A 21712-nucleotide genomic window follows, 5' to 3' on the forward strand; every position below is an offset into this window, starting at 1 on the left:
AAAAATACTCAATCAACTACATTATATGGGTAAAAACAATGAGAAACGAGGACAATAATGGAATTATTTGTGCTAATATATATAAAAAAATAATGAATGTCAAAAATTCCTGTAAATATGCTATTATTCTAGCCCTGTTTTAATTACACGTAAACGGAAGTAAGTTGATGGAGTATAGGTAATCGTGAAGACAGGTGAAATGTCATCTCGATCAAATACATTTGCTTAGTTTTTTTTGACTATAGAACATGGTGTGCATCCTCTATTCTAAAAAAATATCATTCGATATATTTAGTAATTTATGGGATATGCTTGAAATGACGGACGAGGACATGGACTTCGCTTATAATTGATGTATAGGCTAACTGCTACATTAACGTATTAAGGATAAGGAAAATTCCGAGCATAGAGAAGTGGTGATTATTTGGAGTTAACATTAGAAGAATTAAATAAAACAATCATGGAAATGCGGACGAAAGGGCGTTTAACAGAAGCTCTAAATCTTGCTGAACAGGGACTTTTAGTAGCATTAGAAAATGATAATCATAAGCATGGACTAGATTTATTCTTCCAAAAAATATTAATTCATCATGCTCTAGGCGATACATTAAGCATGGTGAGCCACATCCATGACTATGAGGCGTGCTGCCAAAAGTACGGAACGACAAAGGATTTTATGAATTACTATCTTGTTATGTCTTTAATATACGATTTAGTTGGTGTCAGAGAAAAAACAGTGGAAATGACCAAAAAATCGATTGAATTTGCTACACAGCTAAAAGATATTAAAATGCTTGTACGTTGCTATAGCAATCTGTGTTATCTTGAAGTCGAAAATGGCTGTTATCGGGAAGCTCTTCATGCTGCATTTATTGCAAGGAATTATAATAAGGAGCTTGCGAAAACACAGCCTGAATTGGCGAAGCTACAAGAAATTCGCATTAATAATAATATGGCTGATGTGTATATTCTGGAGGGCGATTTTGTCACTGGTCAAGCATTATTGGATCATACATTGAATTCGGATATTATTCAAAATCATAAACGAGAAAAGGTAGCCGCCTTGTTTGGCTATGGCTTTTTATATGAACATCAACAAAAGCTAGAAGAAGCGGTGAAATATTATAAGCAAGCGATAGATTTAGCGCAATCATATGGTGATAATCCAATTACAAAAAGGGTCATGCGTATGCTGTTAAACGTTCTTTATCAATTGGATTACCGAAATGAGATTTTTGATGTGCAACGAGTTTATATAGAGCTTACAGAAAAAATGAGTGCTGACAATTTGCTTCAACAAGTTATGAACTTAGATTTTAATAGACAGAAAGAGAAACTGGAAAAAAGGGCACTCTATGATCCTTTAACAGGTGTCCTTAATCGCCATTTTCTTGATAGTGAGCTAAATGATTGGTTGAAGGAAGCACAAATTTCTCAGCAATATGTTTGCGTAATTGTCCTCGATATCGACTATTTTAAAGCATACAATGATAAGTATGGTCACTTGTTGGGTGACATGGTGCTACAGCTCCTTGCTACTGGATTAAGGGATTTTTTACGTAATGAAGATGCGGTCATTATACGTTATGGTGGAGATGAATTTATCGTTTGTCTTCGTCATGACAATAAGCTGTTTATCAATGACTTTATTAAGGAACTACATGCCTATATTTTAACTTTAAAAGTAGAACAAGACTTGGATAGTTATCCGTTAAAGATTAGTTTAGGCGCCTGTATGAATGACCAAGAAAATTATGAATACATTCAGCTTTTTAAGCAGGCAGACCGCAACTTATACAAAGCGAAAAATAATGGTCGTGCAAACTATGTCATCAGCTCACTATAAATAAGTCTATCAAATGAAATAGCATCGTTCCCACTGTTAACAAAAGGCAGTGGGAATCTATTTATGTATGACTTTTATCCTTTTTGGTATAGTGAAAAAGGGATTTTTTCACAAATATACATCTTTCTATAGTGTGAAAAAAATAGGAACTTTTGATGATAAAGTACAGTCTTTTTTAGTGGAAGAGCAAAAAATGAAAATCACTCCTCGAATCATTTGAAAACGCTGGTTTATCAACGTACAATAAATGAAATTAGCAAACACGACAAGAGAATTTTGGTGTATAATGTTGTGGTATGAGGAAAGAAAGCAGGTTGACAAAAATGGTAAGCAAAATGAAAGTGTGCGCAGTTATAGACACGCAAAAATATCAGGCATTCTTAGCGAAAAAAAAGCTAGGTGTGAAACATAAGGTGAATATATGAAAAACTGGTTGATTTTCATTTCTGTCTTTATGGTTTCCTTGTCACTTGTCATTAGTATTTTAGTACTCTGGAAAGCCGAGGCTCCATTTAGTTCAATTGAAGAACAGGCTGAACAGTTGGCGCTTGATGCCAAAGCCCTAGCAATTGTCACGGAGTCATACACATATAATGGCAAACATTCGTATGTTACTGTGTTCGGGGTAGACGAATACGGTGACAAAAAGGCTGTCTTTGTTCCAACGAATCTAGAAGAGGATTCCATTCAGGAAGTATTTTTGAAAGATGGTATTACGGAAAAGCAAGCATTATCGGTTTTTAAAAATGAAGGAAATGTCCAAAAGGTTCTTCATATGAAGTTAGGCTATGAGGAGGTAGGGGCTGTTTGGGAAATTTCTTACCTAAATAATCACGATAAACTCAACTATGTCTATATTTTATTTAAGGACGGCGACTGGTGGAAGCGCATTAAGAATTTATAAGAGGAGTAGATCCCGAATGAAAAAATTATTAGCAAACCGAGTGAAAACTTTAACACCATCTTCAACATTAGCAATTACTGCAAAAGCAAAAGAATTAAAAGAGCAAGGTATTGACGTAATAGGACTAGGTGCTGGTGAACCTGACTTTAACACACCGCGCAATATTCTAGATGCGGCTATTGATTCTATGGAAAAAGGTTTAACTAAATATACCCCTGCTGGTGGTCTGCCAGTGTTGAAGAAAGCTATTATTGATAAACTTCAACGCGACAACAATCTTACATATAAACCGAACGAGGTTATCGTAGGCGTTGGGGCAAAGCATATTCTTTACACTTTATTCCAAGTAATTTTGAATGAGGGCGATGAAGTAATTATCCCTATCCCTTATTGGGTATCGTATCCAGAGCAAGTGAAACTAGCTGGCGGTGTGCCGGTATATGTTGAAGGAACACGTGAACAAGGCTATAAAATTACTGCAGAGCAATTACGTGCAGCTGTTACCGATAAAACAAAAGCAGTCATTATTAACTCACCAAGCAACCCATCTGGAATGATTTATTCTCGCGACGAGCTAGCAGAACTTGCTGCTGTTGCAGAAGAAAAAGATATTTTAATCGTGTCAGATGAAATTTATGAGAAGCTTGTATACAATGGTATAGAGCATTTTTCAATTGCACAACTTTCAGATGCATTGAAAGCACGTACAATCGTAGTAAATGGTGTAGCTAAATCTCACTCTATGACAGGCTGGCGTATCGGATATGCAGCAGGTGATGCAGACATTATTAAACCAATGACTGACCTTGCTTCACACTCTACTTCAAACGCAACAACAACTGCACAATATGCAACAGTGGAAGCGTATAATGGACCTCAGGACACAGTAGAAGAAATGCGCCAAGCATTCGAATCTCGTCTTGAGAAAATTTATCCACAAATTAGTGCAATTCCTGGCTTCAACGTATTAAAACCGCAAGGCGCATTTTATTTATTACCAGATGTAGCAGAAGCAATGGCACATACTGGTTATGATTCAGTCGATGCATTTGCTGCGGATATTTTAACAGAAGCAAACGTAGCAGTGATTCCAGGCTCTGGGTTTGGTGCACCAACTACTATGCGATTATCTTATGCTACATCTTTAGAATTATTGGAAGAGGCAGTCCGTCGTATTGATGCATTTGTAAAATCAAAATGGCAAGACTAATCCTTCTAACCAACTTTGGAGGATTTCTATGAAAAAAATTATGATTCAAGATATGCCACAGCATATCGGAGAAACAGTCAAGCTAGGTGCTTGGTTAGCTAACAAACGTTCAAGTGGTAAAATTGCTTTCTTACAACTACGTGATGGTTCTGGCTTTGTACAGGGCGTTGTTGTGAAAGAAGAAGTAGGCGAAGAAATTTTTGCAATTGCAAAGGGTATGACGCAAGAAACTTCGATGTATGTTATTGGAGAGGTGAAAGCAGACGAACGTTCAAGTTTTGGCTGTGAGCTAGCAGTAACAGGAATTGAAGTGTTACACGCAGCAACAGATTTCCCAATTACACCAAAAGAGCATGGCCCTGAATTTTTAATGGATAACCGCCATTTATGGTTACGTTCTCGTAAACAACATGCGGTAATGAAAATTCGTAACGAGATTATTCGTGCAACTTACGAATTTTTCAACAACAACGGCTTTACAAAAATGGACCCACCAATTTTAACTGGATCAGCACCAGAAGGTACTTCTGAGCTATTCCACACAAAATATTTTGAAGAAGATGCCTACCTTTCTCAATCTGGTCAGCTTTATATGGAAGCGGCTGCGATGGCGTTAGGGAAAGTTTTTTCATTCGGTCCAACGTTCCGTGCTGAAAAATCTAAAACACGCCGTCACTTAATCGAGTTTTGGATGATTGAGCCAGAAATGGCGTTTGTAGAATTCGAAGAAAACTTAGAAGTACAAGAACAATATGTGGAGCATATTGTGCAGTCTGTTCTGGCAAACTGTACTTTAGAATTAGAGCGACTTGGTCGTGATACATCGACGCTTAAAAATATTAAAGCGCCATTCCCTCGTATTTCATACGATGATGCCATTAAACTATTGCATGAACAAGGTTTTGATGACATTGAATGGGGTGATGACTTCGGTGCGCCACATGAAACCGCAATTGCGAATTCATTTGACAAACCTGTATTCATTACGTGCTACCCTACAGGTATCAAACCATTCTACATGCAGCCACATCCAGATCGTGATGATGTAGTATTATGTGCCGATTTAATTGCGCCAGAAGGCTACGGAGAAATTATCGGTGGTTCGGAACGTATCCATGACTATGATTTATTAAAAACTCGTCTTGAAGAACATAATCTATCATTAGATGCTTACGCATGGTACTTAGAGCTTCGTAAGCAAGGCTCAGTACCACATTCTGGTTTCGGTCTAGGGCTAGAACGTACAGTGGCTTGGATTTCTGGAACAGAACATATTCGCGAAACTATTCCATTCCCACGTCTATTAAACCGTTTATACCCATAATCGGTTAGCAATAAACTAAACAATTTAAAAGTCGCGTAGTGAAATTTCTACGCGGCTTTTCTACTTACTAGAAAAAGGAGTCATGTCTATATGAATACAAAAAATAATCGACTCCGTACATGGACCGAGCAGAGAACGATACAAATTCCTCAGCTCTTTTTTCAGTTTTATAAGGAGTTAAATATTGAGGATGATGAGGCGCTTATTGTCATGCATTTACTTGCCTTTCATGTGGAAGGAAATGATTTTCCTACACCAACAGATTTGATGAATCGTCTTACGATGCCTAGTAATGATATTACTTCTCGCTTACAGCGTCTAATGCAAAAGGGCTTTCTTGAGATTACACGTGATGTCGATTCAAATGGCACGCTATATGAAAAATATTCGGTGTACCCCCTTTGGGAACGTATATTGCAGATTATTGAAATGAAAGAACAAAAAAATTCAGCAGCTACACTTCGTCAAGAAGAGGGTGAAGTATTCCGTTTATTTGAAGAGGAAATGGGGCGTCTTTTATCTCCTTTAGAGCTAGAAAAAATCGGTTTTTGGCTAGATGAGGATAAGCACAGTGCTGCGCTTATTAAAGAAGCGTTAAAGGAAGCTGTGTTTGCTGGTAAATTGAGCATTCGCTATATTGATCGGATATTATTGGAGTGGAAAAAGAAAAATATTACGACACCACAAGCTGCACATAAACAAGGCGAACAGTTCCGTGAGAAACAAAGCTTAAATAGACCGCCTACACGTGCGTTACAGCAAGAAACACAGTCGACAAACAGAGTACCATTTTATAACTGGTTAGAAGAAAGAGAATAGGGGGCTTTTAGGGAATGTTAACAAAAAAACAGTGGGAGCATTGTCTAGCTGAAATGGACCGCATGTTTCCCAATGCGCATTGCGAACTTGTGCATGACAACCCGTTCGAGCTGACAATAGCCACGTTATTATCTGCACAATGTACGGATGTACTTGTCAATAAAGTAACGAAAACGTTGTTTCAAAAATATAAAAAGCCAGAAGATTATTTGGCAGTGAGCTTAGAAGAACTACAACAGGATATTCGTTCAATAGGTCTTTATCGCAATAAGGCAAAAAATATTCAACTTCTATGTGAGCGACTTTTAACTGAATATGATGGGCAAATTCCCACAAGTCGGGAAGAGCTCGTGACATTGCCAGGCGTTGGTCGTAAGACGGCGAATGTTGTTTTATCAGTAGCTTTTGATATTCCAGCACTTGCTGTTGATACACATGTAGAACGCGTATCTAAACGATTAGGTTTATGTCGCTGGAAGGATTCCGTGCTTGAAGTGGAAGAAACCATAATGAAGAAAACACCAATGGACAAATGGTCGAAAACCCATCATCAGTTAATTTTCTTTGGACGCTATCATTGTAAGGCACAAAATCCGGGCTGCCAAACATGTCCGTTACTCGATGATTGCCGAGAAGGGCAAAAGCGTTTAAAAAAAGGGCTGGTGAAGAACGCGTGAACATTGAGGCAATATTAAAAGAAAAAATAGATGAATGGTTTACAGAATGGACAATGTTGGAAGCTCAAATACATGCTGCCCATGATGCTCGTAACGGAGAAGCAAAGGGACTCATGGAAGAGGCTATCAAGTTGTTTGAACGTTTAGTTATCGAAGCAGGTGAAGAGGTAATGCCGATTAATGGGGTTGAGCGTATGGCCTTTATTAAAACGAAACCAGGACAATATGCGTGTTATCGTCAATTAGATGAATTATTTAAAGAAACAAAAAAACGAACAGCACGCTTGCGTCTACAGGCAACCAAAAACTAAGGAAGCAAAAAGCAAGTAGAAGATGCAAAGGAAAAAATCACATACTAATAATAGAAAATGGGTTGTCCTTTAAGTTATATAGAGGACAACCTTTTTGTTGTGAAAAAACAGGTGTAGAAAACATTACGTTTTCTACACCTGTTTCATTTTAGTGAGTACCTTTTAAATAGTTACTCACCGTCATCATTATCGTTATCATCGTTTGGCACTACAGGATCGGTTGGTGTAACAGGAGGTTGGCTGCCATTATTGTTGCCGTTGTTACTGCCATTCCCGTTATTGCCATTGTTTCCATTTCCGTTATTATTGCCATTGTGATTCCCGTTGTTACCATTGTTACCGTTATGATTGCCATTATTGCCTTGATCAGGCTGTGTTGGTTGCTCAATGTCCGGTTCATCTGGATCCTCAGTACCTAGATCTTCATCAGGCATACTCGTTATCTGGAACGATGTCGTTCCTGGTTCACTTCGCGTATCATCCACAATCGCTACGACAGAAATCGTGTAATTACCGTCTTCTAATGTATTGCTAACGGTTAAACCTTTACTTTCAGTTGTCCCAAGTACAACCGTTTCTCCACCTTCTCTTGTAGCAGATACTTCAAAGGTAGTCGGCATTGGTTCATCCGTTTTTGGGTCAAGAATTGCATCATGTTCCCAACTAATGTTGATAGATTGCCCAGCCAAATCTAAACTTGCACTTACATTGTAAGGTGTAGAAAGTTCAGGAGCTTTGTATTCATTTGAAACTTCTGTAGGTTCTGTACCACGAACAAATAGCTCTGTTTGACGTAATTCACTTGGTGTATAGTCACTTGCTAATTTAAGCGGGCTAGAGCCTACTTCAATCGTAGCTTCTACAACCGAGCTTGGTTTTTTGAAACGTTCTGTTTCAATGTTCGCAGAAAGATCTTTCATAATATCTTTAAATAAATTTTGTGGTAATCGGCGTTCATCCCAAGTTGTAATTGGATCAGACCGTTTTTCGTAACCACTCCAAATAGCAATTGAATAATTGGTAGTGTAACCAGCAAACCAAGAATCTGGCACACTTGTACTTGGTAAATTATATTTGTTAAACTCGTCGTTTGAATAGTTTGTTGTACCTGTTTTACCAGCAATATCTAATCCTGAAACATTTGCTGCAGTACCGGATGCATCTGGTTTATTGCTGACAACATCACGCAACATGTCTGTGACCATATAAGCTGTATATTCTTCCATAGCAACATTTGACTTTGGCGTATAATCTTTCGATGATTTGCCATCGCGATAAACAATTTTTGTAATGGCATAAGGATCAGTGTAAACACCGTTATTCCCAAATGCTGCATAAGATGCTGCCATTTGAATAGGGGATAAGGTAATAGCACCACCGCCAATGGCATCTGCCTCGTAAGCATCTTCTGTTTTAATGCCTAAACGGCCAATAAACTCTTTTGCTTTATCTGCGCCAACTTCTTTAAATGTTTTAACGGCTGGCACGTTTCGAGAAGCGTATAAAGCTTTACGCGCTGTCATAGCACCAAAATATTTACCATCCCAGTTTGTAATTGTTTGATTTGTACCTGTATATTTCATTGGATCATCGACAAGTGTTTGACCTGTTGACCATTTTAAATATTCAATTGCAGGACCGTAATCCAGTAATGGTTTCATTGTTGAGCCAGGATGATTCATCACTAAGTCATCCGCATAGTTAAAGCCACGGTTTCCATAGTTTCGTCCACCGCCAACTGCTTGGATTTGACCTGTTTTTGTATCAACGACAGCAATACCAGATTCAATGTTTTCTGTTGGGAAATTACTGTCATCGTTCATGATGTTTTCTACAATTTGCTGAGCATTCGGATCAAGTGTAGTGTACACTTTAATACCCTCTGCCATAGCTGTGCCATCGCCATTTTCCTCAAGCTCATTAATAACGATATCTAGGAAGGCATCGTATTTAGAGCCAGCGAATGTTTGGCGTGTAGCGTCGTCTGCAAGACCTACTTGCACATCAACTTTCTTCGCTTCTTCCATTTCAGCTTTTGTAATTTTTCCATGCTGGTACATTAAACCTAAAACTGTATTGCGTCGTTTTTCTGCCAGTTCTGGATTTTTTAAAGGATTGTAAGCATTCGGACGTTGCACTAAACCTGCTAGTAGCGCTTCTTCATCCAATGTTAAATCTTTTAACTCTTTGCCATAGAAATATTGAGCGGCTGTGCCAAAGCCATAGATACGGCCTGACATCAACATTTTATTAAAGTACATTTCAAATATTTCTTCTTTTGAATATTTACGTTCAAGCTGGAAGGCAAGCCATGCTTCTTGGGCTTTACGTTTTAATTTTTTCTCATTTTGTAAAAATGAGTTTTTGACAACTTGCTGTGTTAAAGTTGAAGCACCTTGTGCCCCGAAACCATCACGGAAGTTGGCAAGTATTGCACCACCAAGGCGATAAAAATCCATACCATGATGTTTAAAAAAGCGAACGTCTTCTGTTGCTAGAATGGCGTTAATCATATCTTCAGGAATTTCATCGTATGTTACGTATTTTCGGTTTTCAGCACCGATTGTGGCGAAAACTTCTCCGTTTTTATCATAAAACTCAGATGAAACAGGGTCCTTTAGTAAATCTTCATTAAGCTCTGGTGCAGTGCTTGCATAATAAGCAAATACACCTGCTCCGCCGACTAAGCCAACAACTCCTATAATAAGTATCGTTAGGACAATACGCTTCAACCACATTTTGGTCGAGGATTTTGCTGCTTTCGGCGCTTTCTTTTTATTTTTTTGAGCGAGAGCCTTTTGATGCTCTCCGCGTGTTTGACGACGTTCACTCATTTTTTAATCTCCTCACTTTCAGAGCCATGACTTGTTGCTTCAATGAACTGCTGAAGAACGGGTAAATAATCGATACGTGGATAATAGCTTGTTGGAATTTCATAAGCTTCCTTTTCGATGGTTGAAAAGGGAATCGATTTTCGTTCACCATTGTCCATTGCATGCCAGGCCTTTTGTAAAACTTCATATGGCACTAAAAAATAGCGTTCAAAAGCTGAAAAACGAACGATAATAAATGCCACGCCATTGTGTTCCTTCACTTGCTGCATATGTTTCATTTGATGTCCATGTATATTTTTTAATGGAAAGCTCGTCTTGGATGCGGTTTCCTTAGCATCAAAATCAATATAATGCCCATTCCAAACGCCATTGTAGTCAGTTGTAGAGGGCGTTCGGAAATAAGCTTCACGAATTACAGCAGCACTTCGCGACGGATACTCTACTTTGACGATTTGTACGGGAACAGGTTTCTTATGAATAATAGCAAGTTGCCTTTCTAAATAAAAGTCGTTTGCTTCATTTATTTCATCCTCTAACGTCTTCCCTCGATTACTATAGGAAAAATCCTTTGTTTTCCCCTTTTTCTCAGCTTTTTGAATAGCTGGAGCAGGGGTGTAGACTTTACCATTTGGATAACGAATTGTCACTTAGCTCACCTTCTATAATACTGCTATTATACACAATAGTTTACCATGATTCAGTATAACTTCACCACAGGCAGTACGTTGCGCTAAAGATAGATTACAATTGCTGATAGATTTGCATGATTCGCTGTTTAAAGTAGAAATTTCGCCAATAAAACAACTGCATTCGCCATTGAAATTGTTAAATGAATACACCCCTTTTTTCCTAGAACCATTGGGAATCATTCTTTTTCAGCCATTTCATTAATAGTGCTCATTGGAAGTCGCTATTAAAAATTTATCGAAATTCTTCTTCTTTCAGCTAACTTACGCTTATTTTGTCACGCATGAAGGTTATTTTATACATGCGAGGAATACTTAAGTAAAGATAAAAGGGGGCGTTGTATTGAACAAATTAGGACAATTAGTTGCACAGTTGGATCTAGTCAATCAATTACTTTTAACGAGAGTGTCATTGGAAAACAATGCACACAACCTGCAATTTTTTATGCAGCTCAAATCTGTTAGCCAGAAAGTAAGCTTAGCAGAAAAGAACTGGCAAGTAAAGAATGCTTGTTCGCCTATTAGTAGTGAAAAACGATAGACTTTGGTACACTAATCTCATACAAATAAAAATGATTCATTTGATGCAATCATTTAAAGCCTTTAGCGGGTGTCCAGGAATTATGCAAAGTATCTTTCAGGGTAGTTGGATATAAAATGTAGCGATATAAGAGAGATCGGCACACAGTCCTGAAAGTCAGCACTTTTCTTTAATTCTGATACATGTTAATTGTTGTAAACGAAAAGTGCTCGCGACAATTATGCTAAAGGTACATTTGATACGAGATGAGGTGCGAAATTGTTACTAATACAGCAAACTTCCATATTAATAGATGAATGTGAAAAATGTGTTGCACGCTTTTGGCAAATGCGTGAGGAGGATCGTACGCCAGACTTTTTTGCGGAGGTCAAGCCACATGCTGATACGATTCATCAACTATTGAAAGAGTGGCAACAAGAAGCAAATGCTTGGATTCAAAAAAACAAACCGAAATATATGCATTCAGGACAAATTGCTTCAGCGGTTGAATCGATGGAGCAATTTGTTGTGCAATCATTTTATAAAGAAACAAGTAAAAAACGTTTTTTAGATGCGACGCATTCTACTTCCTACACGCTAAATAATTTTTATCGCATAGTGAAGGAGGGGCAAACCGATGCTATCGAAAAAACGGACGATTAGTGCGTTATTAAATGAGTGGCGATATGATGAGGAACTTAAAGAGCGGATACTTCATTGGCAAACATTAGACGGACGCGATGCCAAACTTGCTCCTTTTCCACAAAATCTACATCCTTCACTTATCAAAGCATTACATGCACGTGGCATCGAACAATTATATACACATCAGCGAGAAGCGTTTGATTTGGCGACTAGCCGCAAATCATTTACTGCAGTTACACCGACCGCCTCAGGTAAATCATATTGCTATCATTTACCTGTATTACAAAAGATTTTAGAAGATCGAAATGCACGTGCAATTTATCTTTTTCCGACAAAAGCGTTAGCGCAGGATCAGAAAAATGATTTAAATGAACTGATTGAACAGAGTGGCGAGGACATTTTAAGCTATACTTATGATGGTGATACAGCTCCAGGTATACGCCAAAAGGTTCGAAAAGCTGGCCATATCGTCATGACGAATCCAGATATGCTGCACTCAGGTATTTTGCCACATCATACAAAATGGGTGTCGCTCTTTGAAAATTTGCAGTATATCGTTATTGATGAATTGCATACATATAAGGGTGTATTTGGTTCACATGTAGCGCATGTTATTCGAAGACTGAAACGCATTTGTGAATTTTATGGCAGTAAACCAGTTTTTATTTGTACGTCTGCAACCATTAAAAATCCAAAAGAACTAGCGGAAAATTTAACGAACGAGAGGCAAACGTTAATTGCAGATTCAGGTGCACCGGTTGGCAAAAAAACATTCCTTTTTTATAATCCACCGATTATCCATAAAACTTTTGGTGTACGTCGAAGTGCAGTTTTAGAGGTAAGTGATTTGGCAAAAAGGCTTTATACAGCAGGAATTCAAACGATTATTTTTGCAAAAAGCCGAGTGCGTGTTGAGATGATAGTTACCTATTTAAAGGAACTGACTCGCAATAAATTACAAGACGAATCTGTGCGTGGCTATCGAGGGGGGTATTTACCCTCAGAGCGACGTGTTATTGAACGTGGGCTTCGAAATGGAACAATTCAAACTGTAGTGAGTACGAATGCGCTCGAGCTTGGCGTAGATATTGGTCAATTACAGGCATGCATTATGACGGGTTACCCGGGAAATATTGCGAGTGCATGGCAGCAAGCGGGACGTGCTGGGCGTCGTCAAGACGAAGCACTCATTATTTATGTAGCACAATCGACAGCACTGGATCAGTACGTTGTAGATCATCCACTATTTTTACTGGGAAGCGAACCTGAGGAGGCACGCATTTATCCTGAAAATATGTTGATTTTAATGGATCATTTAAAATGTGCAGCTTTTGAGTTACCTTTTACAACAAATGATTCGTATGGAGAATTTGAAATACAAGAACTACTCGAGTATTTAGCAGAGGAAGGTGTTGTTTTTAAAACGAGTGAAAAGTGGCATTGGATGAATGATCGTTTTCCGGCGCACGATATTAGCCTTCGTTCAGCATCTCAGGAAAATGTTGTCATCATCGATATGACTGTACCTGCTCGCACAAAGGTAATTGGAGAAATGGATCGTCATAGTGCCATGACACTATTACATGAGGAAGCTATCTATTTGCACCAAGGCATTCAATTCCAAGTAGAAAAACTTGATTGGGAAGAAAAAAAAGCTTTTGTACGTGAAGTAGATGTCGATTATTACACAGATGCTAATTTAGCTGTGGAAATGAAAGTACTTGAAGAAGATCGAAGCCGAAACTACCAAGGTGGGACGATTAGTTTTGGTGACGTAGGATTAGTAGCACAAGCTACAATTTTTAAAAAAATAAGATTAAACGAAAAACATGATAATATTGGGTCGGGTCCAATCTATCTACCGCCAGATGAAATGCATACAAGCTCGTCATGGTTATCCTTTAGCAATACACTACAATGGTCCGAAGCAGAGTTAACAGAAGCGATGACTGGAGCAGCTTATGCAATGAATGCCTTTATCCCATTATTTATTCAATGTGATTCAAGCGATGTAGCAGTTGTGCCACAAGTAAAGGCTACACATAATGATCTGCCAACGTTTTTTGTGTACGACAAGTATCCAGGCGGGATAGGCTTAAGTGACAAGGTTTATGATCTATGGGAAGACTTATTAACCAAGACAATGAATCATGTCGCAAACTGTCCTTGTGAATCAGGATGCCCATCATGCATAGGGCCTCAAAGTTCTTTAGTAAACATGAAACGAAAAGTTAGGGAGTTACTGCATATTTTAAACTAACATACAAAAAGAAGAGGGGAAGAAGGGTGTATTTTGTTTATACCCCCAAGCCCTCTTCTTTTGTTAGTTTATAAATCATTTTTCGGTTAATGCCCGTTAGCTTTTCTAATTCACGACCTGATGCATCAGGATGTTTTTTCATAGCAGAACGGAGAATCTCTAGTCTTTTCTCTCTCAACGCCGTACTACCCTTAGCTAAAGCTAAATTTTTAAACTTCCCAAATCTTAATTGATCTGATTCGAGAGTCGAATGGTTTGAATGCATAACTTCAGAAAGTTTATTGAGCGTGGTGCCAGGATTTTCGTTGATATACTTTTGGCAAGCATCATAACGTTCTTTTGCTTTTCTTAATATTGCTTCTTGAATCATTTCCTCAGAAGTTTGAATTGGTACATTGATTGGTAGTGTCACTCCTTGTGGTAAAAGGCCGTTGAGAATCAAAATTTCATTTTCAACATCAAGAGTTGCGGTAGGGAACAGCATCCCAATTGATTGCTGCTGCCTTTCTGTTGATAACCACGTATCAAAATTTGCTACTGCACTTAAAAAGCTAACTACAGAATCATAATTCAACTTGTTTGCTTTAAGGAGTGAAATCTTATTTTTGTCGCGCTCAAGAGCATTTTCAATTTCTGAAAGCTCCTTATCTAGCTTTACACCTTCTTCATCCAACTTTTCCATCGACCAGCGTCCACTCAGATATAACTCTAATAATCTATCTTTTTTTAGATGTATGTCAGCTGTTTGCTTTTTGTAATGCTTGATTGAAAGTTCTAGTTCGCTAATTTGACTATTATCGTAATTTGAAGGATCAATATACTGTTTTGCAATATCTTCGCTCTTTAAAATGTCTTTTACAGCCTTTATAAACGACTTTTCTACTCTTCTAGTATTGATATAAGGTTTAGTGGTACAAAGCTCTCTCGTAGGCTCGTAGCTGTGTTTTAGGACATAGTTGTCTTCATCACTGTAATGGTCAATCTTATGAACGGAAACTGTATGCCCACAAGAAGAACATTTAATATCTATATCTCTTAGGATATGAGGAGTGGCGGGTCTACGATTACGTTTCTTTGCGATAATCTCTTGAATAGCTTCAAATTCCTCTTGTGTTCGTAGCTTTGGGTAAACATCAGGTACACTAATAGTTTCCCCATTACTAAATGACTTCTGCAAAACTCCGTGATAGCAAGGGTTTTTTAATTTCACAAGTACTTGAATCTCTGTCCACTTTTTACCCTTTGAAGTTGATGTTCTGTTATTTAAACGTCGAGCAATTTCTCTTGTACTAGCTCTTTCAGTTATATACAAATGGTCTATAAAAGGGATAATCCAAGCACGTTCTTCGTTAATCGATAATTCTTTTGTAGCTTTATCGTAGTTGTACTCTTCAGGTTGAACACCCCAAACATTTCCTTCCCGAGTAAATTGACGCTTACCACGCATCATTTTACGAACAATCGCTCTTTTTTCACGTTTAGCTATTAAGTTTTTAATGTCACTAATAAACTCGTCATCTTCATTAGCGAGATCGGTAATCATACCTGGTTCAGCAATTTTAACTTTATTTTCACGCAAAATGCCTTTTAGATATTCCCAACTCATTGTATCAAGACGAGATAGGCGGTCTTGATCTATAACTAACACGACATCTGCTTTACCTTCTTCTACGCAATCAAGCAATGCGTTTAATCCAGCCTTATCAAGCTTACCCCCTGAATCTGTATCTTGAAATGTAGCTACAATTTCCCAGCCTTGTTGTTTTGCGTAACGAGCTAGTTCGGTTTCTTGCGCTGCTAAACTGAATTTCTTTTCCTGTAATTTAGTTGAAACCCTGTAGTAGAGAATGGCACGAATATTGGTACTCATTATCAACTTTCCCTTCAGATATCAATTTTGAAATATTCTGTTCGAAATAGCTTTACAAATATTTCAACTCTATGGTAACATAAAAACAAGAACAAGCGTTCTGTATTTGTTTATTTATCTTTTCTCATCTCGCGCATTATCCGGATTGAGCGAATGTAATCTTGTGCATCCTTTAGCTCTTCTTCGCTAAGAGGAGTACCGTCAACTTCCCATTGTGGTGTGTCAGATTCTTTTAAAACATAATCTGCCTGATCTTCTCTTAGGAATGATACTGATGAACTTCTAGCATGCACAATCATATTTCTTTCATTTTTCAAACTAGGTGGGGCATCGTCGCCTAATAATTCAACAGTATCAACTACTGTTAATTCTCGAATTTGAATTAATTCTTTAATTTCAACATCATAAACTTTTGCAAGTTTAGATAGTGCTTCTGTTGAGGGGATTCGCAATGCTCGTTCATATAGGCTAATAATTTGAGGTGTTAACCCAGAACGGTTAGATACTTCTGCTAGTTTTAAACCTTTGGTAGTCCTTAATTGTTTTAAGTGAGATCCAAGAATAGGGCTCATAGTTTTACGATTTTCCATATTTGACATTGAAATTACTCCTTTTCAAAAATTTATTTAAAAATTTAATAGATTAGACTTGCTTTTTAATCCGTCGGTTGATAATATAGGTTTTACATTATATAGCACTCAAACAAAAATTAGGAGTTTCCTAGTTTGTAAAATACTATATAATCAAATCAACTCAATTATTACTTTATTTATGTAACCAAAAGCAGTTATTTCTAAATACTGTGGTCGTTACTTTTATTTTTAATACTTTTTTAAACCGCCGGTTAAATATATTTTTTAATTTAATTCGAAACCGTTGGTTTACATCATCTGTAAAATAAAAGGAGGCAAGAGCCACCATGTTACCGATTGATATGGAAGTTGTAACTATCATTTCTAACTTACCAAAAAGAATTAGTCAGTTATCAAAATGTAATCCGTCCGCAGCAATTGAGATCATTCAATCGTGGGGGGACGGTAAAAAAGATGTTGAAAAACTTTGGAAAGAAACAAATGATTTACTTGATGTTGGCGCATCAAGTGAATGTAAAAGTTTATAGTCAAAATTCGCGAAATTGTTGTCTATAAAACGTTAACTAATTGTTTACATTCTAACAGATTTTAGGCTCTTTATTCAAGCGATTTCATAATTTTTATTTATAAAAATACAAAAAATACTAAAATTGGTAGAAGGTAAGGTGTTGCTATGTCAAAATATGCATTATTTATGTCAAAAATGCTTACTGCAAAAGAGGTATGTTTAGTATCTATCGAGATGCGTAATCTCATAAATAACCGAAAAGAAAACGATGCAGTTGCCATGATGCTTAGACAAACACGTTCAAAACACCGAGCATACCGTAATGTTTCTAAAAGGTATTAAACATTTTTGCTAGAGTGCGAGACTCTGTTCTCGCTTTGGTTTTCTTCCAATTAAAGTTTTAGGGATACCAAAGCGGTAACAGAAACCGCAAGGCTATCAACAGCTTGCAAGGAAATGGACTAGAAATACCTTGCCACATGAAAACACAAAGGAGGAAGTAAAATGCTATCAACTGGCATAACTAGAAAAGTAGACGAGTTAGGAAGAATAGTAATTCCTAAAGAACTTCGTCGTAATTTTGGCATCGAAGAGAAGGATTCTCTAGAAATCTTCACAGAGGGGGACAACATCGTTCTTCGCAAATACGAACCAGTAAGTGAAGGTAAAATTCGTACTCAGCTTGAGTTAGAAAAACTTCTAACTGAACTTTCAACTGAAGAACAAAAACGAGTAGTTGAAGATGCTATCAAACTATTAAAAGGGCATCAAAAGTGAAAAACGGTAAACGTCTCACAGTTGCCCAGCGCTTGCATTTACAGTCGTTGAACCTAAATAGTGATAACTGGCTCATCTCGAAGTGCACAACAGAGAAGTGGAAGCTTGTGCATCGCTATACAGGACAACCTAAAGATATACCAGCACCATAAAACTGAATAGGAGGACAAGCTAATGAGTGATTTACAAATCAACACTAACATCCAACAGTCTGAAGCTAACGGTTTGTATCAACAGATTGAAGACATCAAACGTCAACGTGCCAATCTGAAAGATCAACAGGACAAGCTTGAAGGTAAGCTATTTGACCACATTCAAAAGAATGGCAAGGTACTAGCTTACAAGAATAACACACCATATGTTCTGACTGTAGGGAACGTCACAAAATCAACTCTGAATAAAAAGGAACTAGCCGAAGAACTTGAAGTTCCTCAAAAGGATTTGAGTACTCAAGGTATTGCGGAACTGGTTGAGGAACAACGTCTCACTAGTGAGATGATTCGCTCAGCTATTTACAGCGAAACGGATTTGAAGCTTAAAGCACGTAAAGCAAAAAAATCTGATATTGAATTAATCTTCGGAAAGTAGGTGATTAGATGAGTCCAACAGCACCAAAAGACATGTTTGGGAAAGAGATTAAAGAGGGCGATGCTTATTTCGTGGTAAACGATAAAGCTGTTCATATTGATTCCGTGGAAGACTATTTCATTGAAGTGCTAGGTGCAACAGTCCATGAACGCAAAAAACCGCTAACTGCTGGAACAGTTAACGGTAATGACAAATCACACCAATGATTATCAGTGCTATTGTAGCACAAAAGGAGAGAAAACAAAAATGAAAATCGAAGTTACTCATGTTATTAAAGCAGATTCACAATTAATTAGTTTATTTGGTGCTGTTCTTTCAGCCCTCAGTACACCATCTGAAAACTTATCTGTTACAGATGCTGTAAAACTAACTAATTCTAAAGCTTCAAAAGAAAAAGAGGAAGTATCTGATGTAGCAGAAAAAACTTTATACTTTGTTCATGAAGGTTCTGGAGCTGCTATTGTAGTGAAAAAAGGTGAGGATATTACTTTCCTTGAAAAAGATATCTTTGATCCAATTTCTAAAGCTGAATACGACAAAATTCAAGCTGATAAAGCTGCACTTATAGAGAAGGCTAAACAGCAAGCAAAGCAAGAAGCTGAGAGTAAATCAAAAGCTCAAGAAGTTCAAGAAGATGCTGAGCAAACATCTGAATCAGAAGACCACGGAATCACTATTGAAATGGTTCGTGCTGAAGCTACTAAACTTACATCGAATGGCCGCCAAGCAGATTTCAAAGCAATTCTTACATCCTTTGAAGCACCAAAGCTATCTGATGTACCAAACGAAAAGTATCCAGATTTATTAGCAGCCATTAAAAAAGCAGTAGGTGAAGCTTAATGACAGGCCATAGCGAGAGAGCGCATGCGCTACTTAGCGCTAGCGGTTCAAAACGGTGGTTAGCGTGTACACCTTCGGCACGTGCAGAAGGAATCTTCATGCAAGAACTTGAAGCACAAGGCATTAAAGAACCTGAAAGCCCATTTGCAGAAGAAGGGACACAAGCTCATGAGTATAGCGAAATCATACTAGACCGTGAACTAGGGGTTATCACTAAGGCACAAGCAACTAGGCGCATCAACAAGTTCAAGAAGGAAAAGCAGTATTACGGCCCTGAAATGGAAGAGATGGTTGAGGTTTATACCGATTTCGTAATGGAACGTGTAAATGCTGCTCGCCTTGAAACACCTGATGCACTTGTACTCATTGAACAGCGTTTAGATTTCAGTCAATGGGTGCCTAATGGCTTTGGTACAGGTGATGTCCTCTTAGTGAGAGACGGTGTACTAGAAATCATTGACTTGAAATACGGTAAAGGTGTAGCAGTTGATGCCTATGAAAATCCGCAAATGAAGTTGTATGCATTAGGTGCTATTACAGCTCATGATGTACTGTACGACATTCAAGAAGTACACATGACAATTGTACAGCCAAGGCTAGACAGTATCTCTACTTTTGAGATGTCAGCAGAGGACTTATACAAATGGGCTAATGATGAAGTAAAGCCGAAAGCTGAAATGGCTGATACAGGTGATGGTGATTATGTTCCTGGTGAACATTGCAGGTTCTGTAAAATCAAATCTACTTGTAGAGCGAGAGCTGATGAAGCGCTAGAAACAGCTAAAGCAGAATTTGCAGATGACGGCACAATTGATGTAAACACACCAGAACCAGCAACACTTACACCTGAAGAACTAGCTGAAATCTTATTCGTAGTTGATGACATCGAGAAATGGTGCAAGGATATCAAAGCTTATGCGCTAGATCAAGCACTAAGTGGTACAACGTATGAAGGATTTAAACTTGTAGAAGGTCGAAGCAACCGAGCTATCACTAATGAACCTGAAGCTGTGAAGCGTCTACTCGAAAAAGGTGGCGTTACCGAAGATGATTTATATGCACCACGTAAGCTAGAAAGTATTACAAATCTTGAAAAGAAAGTCGGTAAAAAAGTATTTGCCGAAATATTAGATGGGGTTATCGTCAAACCACCAGGTAAACCAGTTCTTGTGACTGAAGATGATAAACGTCCTGCAATCCAGTCAGCTGAATCAGCTGCTAGCGATTTTGCTGAAGATTTACTTGATTAAAAACGAAACCGTTGGTTGATTAAAAAGTGAGGTGACAGTATGAACACAACAGTAAAAGGCTTAGGTGATCGTAAGAAACAAATCATTCAATTTATTCACGATTTTAAACAACAGCATACTTACGCACCTACAGTTCGTGAAATTGCTATGGGTGTCCACCTCGCTTCAACATCAACCGTGCAATCACACATTAACGGATTAGTTGAAAAAGGATATATCGAGTTAGATAAATCGAAAACTCGTACCATTCGATTAACCGAAAAAGCTTTATTAATGACTACTTGAGAGGTGGTGGAAACATGAAACGTTATTTAGTTACTGTCAATGATGATGCTGCGATGTTCGATGAAGAACGTACAAATATTGCTGACTCAAAACATTCAGCTCTTGATTTACTTAGCTCAATTTCAAGTAGTAATGACCAACGTCTAATATCTGTAATTGAAGTAGATGTTTATACTGCTCAAACAGTTAAGCTAGAACCTTTTTTAAATGAAAACTTTAAATTTGATTTACGTGAAAAACAATAAAACAATAAAACAACAAACATTGGAGGAATTTAAAATGGCTAAACGTGAAGGAACTAAAGTAATTACTAATGAGGCTCGCATGAGCTATGCAAACGTATGGGAACCAAAAGCAATTGAAGGAAACGAACCAAAGTATTCAGTAGCTGTTCTTATCCCTAAATCCGATACGGATACAATCAAAAAGATCAATGAAGCAATTGAAGCTGCTAAGCAAGAAGGTAAAGCGAAGTGGAACGGTAAAATTCCAGGCAACCTTAAAACACCTTTACGTGATGGTGATGAAGAACGTCCAGATGATGAAACGTATGCAGGGCATTACTTCTTCAACGCAACATCTAAAAACAAACCTGGCATCGTGAAAAAAGGAACTGGTGCAGTGGTTGAGATCACAGACGAGGACGAGTTCTACAGTGGTTGCTTCGGTAAAGTGTCCGTGAATTTCTATCCGTTCAATGCTAACGGGAATCGAGGTATTGCTGCTGGACTTCAAAACTTATTCAAAACACGTGACGGTGAACGTTTAGCTGGTGGTGCTTCTGCTGAATCTGACTTCGCTGATGAGGTGGACAATGATTTTGCTGAAGATGAAGATTTACTCGACTAATTAAAACTGCATAAGGAAGGTCTATTTTTGGGCCTTCTTTTCTTTATACCTAAAACACCTATTTAATAGGAAGAAATACAAGTTTTTAGGTGTAACGAAGGGAAGGAAATACCTTT

Annotated in this window: 24 protein-coding genes; 20 read left to right on the forward strand and 4 right to left on the reverse strand. The window is 37.8% G+C overall.

The annotated features are described in order from the left end of the window. The first annotated feature begins 424 nt into the window (after positions 1-424). The 7 genes from ACQKNX_RS02025 to ACQKNX_RS02055 all read left to right on the forward strand — a co-directional run bounded on the left by ACQKNX_RS02025 (position 425) and on the right by ACQKNX_RS02055 (position 7091). A complete protein-coding gene (locus ACQKNX_RS02025) occupies positions 425-1846 on the forward strand; it encodes a tetratricopeptide repeat-containing diguanylate cyclase (RefSeq protein WP_427427334.1) in 1422 nt (473 codons plus the stop codon). A 421-nt stretch (positions 1847-2267) separates the two neighbouring features. Then, on the forward strand, positions 2268-2750 hold the full coding sequence (locus ACQKNX_RS02030; RefSeq protein WP_340825084.1) for a DUF5590 domain-containing protein: 483 nt from the start codon (positions 2268-2270) through the stop codon (positions 2748-2750). 16 nt (positions 2751-2766) lie between these two features. Continuing rightward, complete coding sequence (locus tag ACQKNX_RS02035) at positions 2767-3960, forward strand: pyridoxal phosphate-dependent aminotransferase (RefSeq protein ID WP_427427335.1); 1194 nt, start codon at positions 2767-2769, stop codon at positions 3958-3960. 28 nt (positions 3961-3988) lie between these two features. Beyond that, entirely contained in the window at positions 3989-5284 is a 1296-nt protein-coding gene (gene asnS, locus ACQKNX_RS02040; protein ID WP_401008115.1) for an asparagine--tRNA ligase, read from the forward strand. A gap of 90 nt (positions 5285-5374) precedes the next feature. After that, positions 5375-6103: a DnaD domain-containing protein gene (locus ACQKNX_RS02045; protein WP_427427336.1), complete on the forward strand. Its 729-nt coding sequence runs from the start codon at positions 5375-5377 to the stop codon at positions 6101-6103. 14 nt (positions 6104-6117) lie between these two features. Further along, the gene (nth, locus tag ACQKNX_RS02050) at positions 6118-6780 is read left to right on the forward strand and encodes an endonuclease III (protein ID WP_427427337.1); all 663 of its coding nucleotides are present in this window, start codon (positions 6118-6120) and stop codon (positions 6778-6780) included. Continuing rightward, positions 6777-7091, forward strand: a complete 315-nt coding sequence (locus ACQKNX_RS02055) for a YpoC family protein (RefSeq protein ID WP_427427338.1) — start codon at positions 6777-6779, stop codon at positions 7089-7091. Before nth ends, ACQKNX_RS02055 begins: the two co-directional genes overlap by 4 nt. Positions 7092-7261: 170 nt before the next feature. On the opposite strand, the gene ACQKNX_RS02060 is transcribed toward ACQKNX_RS02055, so the two are convergent. Continuing rightward, entirely contained in the window at positions 7262-9925 is a 2664-nt protein-coding gene (locus ACQKNX_RS02060; RefSeq protein WP_427427339.1) for a PBP1A family penicillin-binding protein, read from the reverse strand. Further along, positions 9922-10572, reverse strand: coding sequence for a Holliday junction resolvase RecU (gene recU / locus ACQKNX_RS02065; RefSeq protein ID WP_427427340.1), 651 nt, complete (start codon positions 10570-10572; stop codon positions 9922-9924). Before recU ends, ACQKNX_RS02060 begins: the two co-directional genes overlap by 4 nt. 382 nt (positions 10573-10954) lie before the next feature. Between recU and ACQKNX_RS02070 the strand changes: the two genes are divergently transcribed. From ACQKNX_RS02070 to ACQKNX_RS02080, 3 genes are all read left to right on the forward strand, one after another. Then, on the forward strand, positions 10955-11152 hold the full coding sequence (locus ACQKNX_RS02070) for an endonuclease (RefSeq protein WP_427427341.1): 198 nt from the start codon (positions 10955-10957) through the stop codon (positions 11150-11152). Between the two features lie 258 nt (positions 11153-11410). Then, on the forward strand, positions 11411-11794 hold the full coding sequence (locus ACQKNX_RS02075; RefSeq protein ID WP_427427342.1) for a YppE family protein: 384 nt from the start codon (positions 11411-11413) through the stop codon (positions 11792-11794). Further along, positions 11769-14036, forward strand: a complete 2268-nt coding sequence (locus ACQKNX_RS02080) for a DEAD/DEAH box helicase (RefSeq protein WP_427427343.1) — start codon at positions 11769-11771, stop codon at positions 14034-14036. The genes ACQKNX_RS02075 and ACQKNX_RS02080 overlap by 26 nt, the downstream gene beginning before the upstream one ends. 37 nt (positions 14037-14073) lie before the next feature. Here the strand turns inward: ACQKNX_RS02080 and ACQKNX_RS02085 are convergent, their stop codons facing one another. Together ACQKNX_RS02085 and ACQKNX_RS02090 are read right to left on the reverse strand one after the other, a co-directional pair. Next, positions 14074-15906: a recombinase family protein gene (locus ACQKNX_RS02085; RefSeq protein WP_427427344.1), complete on the reverse strand. Its 1833-nt coding sequence runs from the start codon at positions 15904-15906 to the stop codon at positions 14074-14076. A 110-nt stretch (positions 15907-16016) separates the two neighbouring features. Further along, positions 16017-16505 (reverse strand): helix-turn-helix domain-containing protein, encoded by a 489-nt coding sequence (locus ACQKNX_RS02090; RefSeq protein WP_427427345.1) that lies wholly within the window; start codon positions 16503-16505, stop codon positions 16017-16019. A 320-nt stretch (positions 16506-16825) separates the two neighbouring features. Between ACQKNX_RS02090 and ACQKNX_RS02095 the strand changes: the two genes are divergently transcribed. The 10 genes from ACQKNX_RS02095 (at position 16826) to ACQKNX_RS02140 (ending at position 21596) form a co-directional block, all read left to right on the forward strand. Further along, positions 16826-17026 carry a hypothetical protein gene (locus tag ACQKNX_RS02095; protein ID WP_427427346.1) on the forward strand — a complete coding sequence of 67 codons (201 nt, stop codon included), beginning with the start codon at positions 16826-16828 and terminating at the stop codon, positions 17024-17026. 485 nt (positions 17027-17511) lie between these two features. Then, complete coding sequence (locus tag ACQKNX_RS02100) at positions 17512-17784, forward strand: AbrB/MazE/SpoVT family DNA-binding domain-containing protein (RefSeq protein ID WP_427427347.1); 273 nt, start codon at positions 17512-17514, stop codon at positions 17782-17784. Next, positions 17781-17936 carry a DUF6906 family protein gene (locus ACQKNX_RS02105; protein WP_427427348.1) on the forward strand — a complete coding sequence of 52 codons (156 nt, stop codon included), beginning with the start codon at positions 17781-17783 and terminating at the stop codon, positions 17934-17936. Before ACQKNX_RS02100 ends, ACQKNX_RS02105 begins: the two co-directional genes overlap by 4 nt. A 22-nt stretch (positions 17937-17958) precedes the next feature. Beyond that, positions 17959-18372 (forward strand): hypothetical protein, encoded by a 414-nt coding sequence (locus ACQKNX_RS02110; RefSeq protein ID WP_427427349.1) that lies wholly within the window; start codon positions 17959-17961, stop codon positions 18370-18372. An 8-nt stretch (positions 18373-18380) separates the two neighbouring features. After that, positions 18381-18578, forward strand: a complete 198-nt coding sequence (locus ACQKNX_RS02115; protein ID WP_427427350.1) for a YqaI family protein — start codon at positions 18381-18383, stop codon at positions 18576-18578. A 40-nt stretch (positions 18579-18618) separates the two neighbouring features. After that, on the forward strand, positions 18619-19212 hold the full coding sequence (locus ACQKNX_RS02120) for a hypothetical protein (protein ID WP_427427351.1): 594 nt from the start codon (positions 18619-18621) through the stop codon (positions 19210-19212). Continuing rightward, positions 19212-20462: a DUF2800 domain-containing protein gene (locus ACQKNX_RS02125; protein WP_427427352.1), complete on the forward strand. Its 1251-nt coding sequence runs from the start codon at positions 19212-19214 to the stop codon at positions 20460-20462. Before ACQKNX_RS02120 ends, ACQKNX_RS02125 begins: the two co-directional genes overlap by 1 nt. Positions 20463-20501: 39 nt before the next feature. Next, complete coding sequence (locus ACQKNX_RS02130) at positions 20502-20747, forward strand: LexA family protein (protein ID WP_427427353.1); 246 nt, start codon at positions 20502-20504, stop codon at positions 20745-20747. A 14-nt stretch (positions 20748-20761) separates the two neighbouring features. After that, a complete protein-coding gene (locus tag ACQKNX_RS02135; RefSeq protein ID WP_427427354.1) occupies positions 20762-20992 on the forward strand; it encodes a hypothetical protein in 231 nt (76 codons plus the stop codon). A gap of 34 nt (positions 20993-21026) precedes the next feature. Further along, positions 21027-21596: a DUF2815 family protein gene (locus ACQKNX_RS02140; protein WP_427427355.1), complete on the forward strand. Its 570-nt coding sequence runs from the start codon at positions 21027-21029 to the stop codon at positions 21594-21596. Positions 21597-21712 lie beyond the last annotated feature (116 nt).

This window comes from Lysinibacillus sp. NPDC093712, assembly GCF_050280025.1.
Lineage (GTDB): Bacteria > Bacillota > Bacilli > Bacillales_A > Planococcaceae > Lysinibacillus.